The 5,755-nt window shown below is 69.9% G+C and carries 4 protein-coding genes and 1 pseudogene; 2 read left to right on the forward strand and 3 right to left on the reverse strand.

Annotated elements, in window-relative coordinates:
* Positions 1–276: pseudogene (locus QZ994_RS18410) on the reverse strand (aminoglycoside phosphotransferase); the annotation flags it as partial.
* A gap of 172 nt (positions 277–448) precedes the next feature.
* On the opposite strand from QZ994_RS18410, the gene QZ994_RS18415 reads away from it, so the two are divergent.
* Entirely contained in the window at positions 449–745 is a 297-nt protein-coding gene (locus QZ994_RS18415) for a hypothetical protein (RefSeq protein ID WP_290877089.1), read from the forward strand.
* A 25-nt stretch (positions 746–770) separates the two neighbouring features.
* Positions 771–3,098, forward strand: coding sequence for an ATP-dependent DNA helicase (locus QZ994_RS18420; protein WP_290877092.1), 2,328 nt, complete (start codon positions 771–773; stop codon positions 3,096–3,098).
* Positions 3,099–3,128: 30 nt separating this feature from the next.
* On the opposite strand, the gene QZ994_RS18425 is transcribed toward QZ994_RS18420, so the two are convergent.
* Together QZ994_RS18425 and QZ994_RS18430 are read right to left on the reverse strand one after the other, a co-directional pair.
* The gene (locus tag QZ994_RS18425; protein WP_290877095.1) at positions 3,129–4,772 is read right to left on the reverse strand and encodes a ShlB/FhaC/HecB family hemolysin secretion/activation protein; all 1,644 of its coding nucleotides are present in this window, start codon (positions 4,770–4,772) and stop codon (positions 3,129–3,131) included.
* A gap of 44 nt (positions 4,773–4,816) precedes the next feature.
* Positions 4,817–5,755 (reverse strand): MBG domain-containing protein (locus tag QZ994_RS18430; RefSeq protein WP_290877098.1); only part of this gene is annotated, 939 nt, incomplete at its 5' end.

Consider the following 5,755-nt stretch of genomic DNA (forward strand, 5'->3'; position numbering starts at 1 on the left):
CGGCGTGCCGCGCACGGCCATCACCCCGAGGTAGAGCTCGGGCGCCAGGCGGCGGTTGAGCGTGCACTCGGCCTCGCACAGGCGCAGGCGGGTGGCGGGCTCGGTGGCGTCCAGAAAAGGCAGGGACACAGGCTTTTTCAGCTTCCACGCGTGCGTGCCATCCAGCAGCACCCAGGAGATGTGGGTTTCGATCAGGCGGGCGCCCCAACGGGCCTGCAGGGCCTGAACCAGTTGCAGGCTCTGGGCCATCGGGGTGGGGTGGTGCGCGGCAGGCATGTGGGGGTGAGAGGCCGCTGGCGGGTGTTTGGTTCCCTGACTCGGTGCGCCCCAGGAAAGGGCCAGGCCCTCGCTCGGGCAAGCCGGTGCGCCCGGTGCGGCGGGGCGATCCGGCTCACACTGGGTTCAGCCCACCCTTGGTCTTTTGCAGCCTCTTCGAAGGAATCCCCCCATGACCCCCCTCAGTGTTCAGGACACGCGCCTCTCCTCCAACGACCGCGTCACCGTGGCCAAGCTGCTCAAGATGGGCCTGGACAGCGCCGACCAGCCTTACAGCCTCGACGCCGCCACCCTCGGCGCCTCGGGCCTCTCCACCAACGCCCTGGTGGCCCTGGTGCGGGCCAACGTGCCCCGCCTGCTGGACGCCGAAGGGCAGGAGCTGCGCCCGCAGAGCATGGTGCTCAAGCAGATCACCGTCTACGCCAGCGGCACGGCCGACTTCACCCTGGCGATGCCCCTGGCCGCCTGAACCCGCCCCGTACACTGCCGGGCTGATGTCGCAGCCCGCCTTGCCCGTTCCCGAGCCCGTTCCTCAGCCCGTCACGGCCACCGAGCCCGGCTACACCGTGGCCGTGCGCGCCCTGTGCGAGTTCACGGCCAAGCAGGGCGACCTCGACCTGCGCTTCACCCCCTCGCCCACCGCCGCCGAAGGCATGGCCGGCCACGCCCTGGTGGCGGGGCGACGCGGCACTGGCTACCTGGCCGAACTGCCCCTGAGCGGCACCGTCGGCCCGCTGCGCCTGCGTGGGCGGGCCGATGGCTACGACCCGCGCCTGAACCGCCTCGAAGAGTTCAAGACCTTCAAGGGCCAACTCGAGCGCCAGCCCGCCAACCACCGCCACCTGCACTGGGCGCAGCTCAAGTGCTATGGCGCGCTGCTGTGTGGCGAACGCGGCCTGCCCGAGGTGGAGCTCGCCCTGGTCTACCTCGATGTGGGCACCCAGCAGGAGACCGTGCTCACCGCACGCCACAGCGCCGCCGATCTGGCCGCTTTTCTGGCCGACCAGTGCGCGCGCTTCCTGGCCTGGGCCCAGCTGGAGATGGCCCACCGCGCCGCCCGCAACGAGGCGCTCGCGGCCCTGGCCTTCCCGCATGCCGATTTCAGGCTGGGCCAGCGCCCACTGGCCGAGGCCGTCTACAAGGCCGCGGTGCAGGCGCGCTGCCTGATGGCCCAGGCCCCCACCGGCATCGGCAAGACCATGGGCACCGTCTTCCCGCTGCTCAAGGCCGCACCAGGCCAGGGGCTGGACAAGCTCTACTTCCTCACCGCCAAGACCTCGGGGCGGGCCCTGGCCCTCGATGCCATCGGGCTTCTCCAGCAGCGCGACCCCGATCTGCCCCTGCGCACGCTGGAACTCGTGGCCCGCGACAAGGCCTGCGAGCACCCCGATCTGGCCTGCCATGGCGAGTCCTGCCCCCTGGCCAAGGGCTTCTACGATCGCCTGCCCGCCGCCCGTGCCGCTGCCGTCATGCAGCCCCTGCTGGACAAGGCCACCGTGCGCGCCGTGGCCGCGTCGCACCAGGTCTGCCCCTATTACCTCGGGCAGGAACTCGCACGCTGGGCCGATGTGGTCGTGGGCGACTACAACCACTACTTCGATCTGAACGCCATGCTGCACGGCCTGGCCCAGGCCAACCACTGGCGCGTGGGCGTGCTGGTCGACGAGGCCCACAACCTGGTCGACCGGGGCCGCAGCATGTACTCGGCCGAGATGGCGCAGCACAGCCTGCGCGCCCTGCGGCACACGGCGCCCGCCGCGCTCAAGTCCCCGCTGGACAAGCTGCACCGCGCCTGGAGCGCGCTGAACAAGGCCCACGCGGCCACCCAGCCCTATGCCGTGCTCGACGACCTGCCCGCGGCCTGGCTCAAGGCCCTGCTGGCGGCCAGCGGCGCCATCTCCACCTGGTTCAGCGAGCACCCCGACGAGGTCGACGCGCCGCTGCAGGGCTTTTACCTCCAGGCCCTGCAGTTCACCCGCCTGGCCGAACTGTTCGATGCCCACGCCCTGTGCGACCTCACCTTCGATGCCGACGCTGGCCCGCACGCCAAGGCCTCGTCCACCGTGAGCCTGCGCAACGTGGTGCCCGCGCCGTTCTTGAAGCCGCGCTTCGAGGCGGCGCACACGGTCACGGTGTTCTCGGCCACGCTGCAGCCCGAGGCCTACTTCCGCGCCATGCTGGGCCTGCCCGAGAACACCGTCGCCATCGAGGCCCCGTCGCCCTTCAAGGCCGAGCAGCTGCAGGTGCACGTGGCCCGGCAGATCTCCACGCGCTATGCCGACCGCGCTGCCAGCATGCCCGCCATGGTCGCGCTGATGGCGCAGCAGTTCAGCGATCGCCCGGGCAACTACCTCGCGTTTTTCAGCAGCCACGACTACCTGCAGGAGGTGGCCGCGCGCCTGCAGGCGCAGCACCCTGGCATCCCCGTGTGGAAGCAGTCGCGCCGCATGAGCGAGGCCGAACAGGCCGCCTTCCTGGACCGCTTCACCGAGGGTGGACAAGGCATCGGCTTTGCGGTGCTGGGGGGCTCTTTTGGCGAGGGCGTGGACCTGCCCGGCCAGCGCCTGATCGGCGCCTTCATCGCCACGCTGGGCCTGCCCCAGCTCAACCCCGTCAACGAACAGTTCTGCGCGCGGCTGGAACAGCTGCTGGGCGAGGGCTACGACTACACCTACGTCATCCCCGGGCTGCACAAGGTCGTGCAGGCCGCGGGCCGCGTGATCCGCACCGTGAGCGACCAGGGCGTGGTGCACCTCATGGACGACCGCTACCAGCGCCGCCAGATCAAGGCGCTGTTGCCGGGGTGGTGGCGGGTGGATTGAGGCTTGGGGCCTCGGCGGGGCGGTGCCCGTTCAGTCGAAGCGGCGGTTGAGTGTGAGCCAGGCCCGAACGGGGCGATCAGGGGCTTCGGCCTGCGCCGCATGGCCATGGATGCGGCCCGACACGGCGGCCTCGATGCTCCAGCCGCCTTCGCCCCAGCGCAGGCCCAGGCCGGCTCCGGTGATGTCGCGTTGTGCCCGGCTGGCGGCGTCCCAGGGTTGGGCGTTGGTGCGCATGTGGCCGGTGTCCAGCAGGGCAAAGGGGGTGAAAGCGCCCAGCGACCAGCGCAACTCGGTCTGGCCCAGCCAGCCGCGGTCGCCCGTGCCTTCGCCCATGGGGTAGGCCCGCACGCCCAGGAAGCCGCCCATGCCGTATTTTTCGGAGGAGTCGAGGTTGCCGTTGCCCCACTGCGCCGACCAGCGCGCATACAGGCTCCAGGTTCCGAACAGCTTCTGGATGCGGGCAATGTCGATGTTGACCTTGCCAAAGCCGCCCTCGGTGCGTGCCGTGGCGGCATCGATGGCGCGGGAGCCGCTGTCCAGGTGCAGGCGGCCGTGCGTCAGCCCGATCTGGCCGTACACCACCCCGCCGCCCAGCCAGGTGTCGCGACGGTCGAACTGGGCACTCAGGGTCAGCAGTTCGCTGGATTTGTCTCGCACCAGGTTGACGCTGTCGTAGCGGTCCTGCAGTGCCTTGTGCTGCAGGCTGAGCGAGGCCAGCAGGTTCGCCGATTGGGAACGGATCACCGGGTGGCTGGTTTTCAGCGTGAGCGTCTCGGCGGTGCCCTTGGCTCCCAGCGCTTCGAAGGCGCCTCCCAGCACGTAGCTGGTGCGAGACCAGCCTATCTGGCCACGCCAGCCCTCGGCGCCCAGCGGGCGGTCGTAGTCCAGCGAGCCCAGCCACATGGACTGGTCGGTGGTGAGGGCGTTCAGGGCGATGCGGTCGCCGAACAAGAAGGGGCTGTTGACGTTCACGGCCACCTTGAGACGGTGGGTGCCCGTGCTGCGGTTGCCCGTGTTGTCCAGGCCCACGTCACCCGAAACATGGTTCAGGCGCTGCACCTGGGCCAGCAGGTCGCCTTCGCCCACTGCTGCGCCGGGGCGCAGCACGGGACGCAGGTCGAAACCGGGCTGGTCGTCGATCAGCAACATCGTGCGCTCCAGGCGGTCTTCTCGGATGGCCTCGCCCACCGGCAGCCCCGCAGCCAGGAACGGCCTGGCGCCTTGGGCCAAGGGGTCATCGCCCTGGACCGTGGCCTGCCCGAGCACGCCTTCCAGCACCTGCAGGCGCAGCGTGCCGTCTTTGACCTGCTGTGGCGGCACCACCACCTGGGCAAAAGGGTAGCCCGCGCGCTTGTACAGCTGGGCCACGGCCTGCCCGAGCTGTTCGATCTGGGCCAGGTTCAGGGCCTCCGTCGGCAAATTGCCCAGCTGGCTCAGCAGTGTTTCGCAGGGGATGGCCTGGCAGCCGCTCAGCGCCAGCCGCCTGATCTGAACCCGCGGCCCGTCGGTGCTGGTCTCGCTGCTCGCCAGCGGTGCGCGGGGCGCAGCGGGCAGGGCCGCCGGATCTCGCATGGGAGGGCTGGGCGGCGTGGGCCCTTGCAACTCCGGCGCCGACCACGCGAGTTGGCACAACAGGCTCAGGCAGACGGCGGATGACAGTCGGGTGGGGCGCATGGTCGGGTTCCTGTGTTTGGTATCGGGGCGCACTGTGGCGTTTCTCACGGCGCTGTGTTGGCCTGGGTGCCGAGGTTGAGGCCACCGTCGAGCACAAAGACGTCCAGCGGACCGTTGGCGCTGGGCACCGCGGTGGCGGCCACACCCAGGCGGGCGGTGCGAGGGCGACCTGCGCTGCCCGCTGCGTCCCCAGTGGGCTGCACCTGGGCTTCGGGTGTGGTGGCGCTCGTGTCCGGCGCGCTGCGGCTGGAACTCAGGCTGACGTAGTTCAGGTTGCTGCCCGTGAGCGACTGTGGTGTCGGGCCCAGTGTGGGTACTGCGTTGTCCGGGAAGTTCGGCACCGGGGCGGCCTTGGGCAGGAAGGTGTCGACCACAGGCAGGGCGGCGGTGATGGTCAGAGCCTCGCCATTGCCGGGGGCCTGGGTGAAGACATAGTTGTCGAACAGCGCGGTCAGCCCGGTGCCCAGCACGGTGTAGGCCCCGACGCCTGAACCAACGTTGGCACTGGTCTGGAAGACCAGTTGTCCCGAGGTGGCGGTGGCCTGCGTTTCACCTCCCACAAAGCCGGTGACCGTGCCGGTGAAGACCGGGTTGGCCGTGCCTGCGGCGCGCGATGCCGGGTTGACCGTGATCAGGAGGCTGGCAGGTGTGATGACGCCGTTGCTGGCGTCCACCGTGCTCACGTCGTAGTTGCTGCCGCTGTTGCCGTCGCTCAGCGTGTAGCCACTGGCCACGCTGATGGTCTTGCCCGTGCCGGCGTTCTTGTTGGCATACACCTGGCTCAGGCCGGTGATGGTGTCGCTGCCTTGCAGGCCACTGACGCTCACCGTGCCACTGGAGCTGGTGCCGCCGTCATAGGTCTTGCTGCCGCCGCTGGCCGTCAGCGTGAGCGCGGCGCGGCCGATGCTCAGGTTGGCGTTGGTGATGCTGACGTCGTAGTTGCTGGCGTCGTTGCCACCCACCACCAGGCTGGAGGTGTAGGT

It is taken from the genome of Aquabacterium sp. (assembly GCF_021768455.1).
In the GTDB taxonomy this organism is placed as follows: domain Bacteria; phylum Pseudomonadota; class Gammaproteobacteria; order Burkholderiales; family Burkholderiaceae_C; genus Aquabacterium.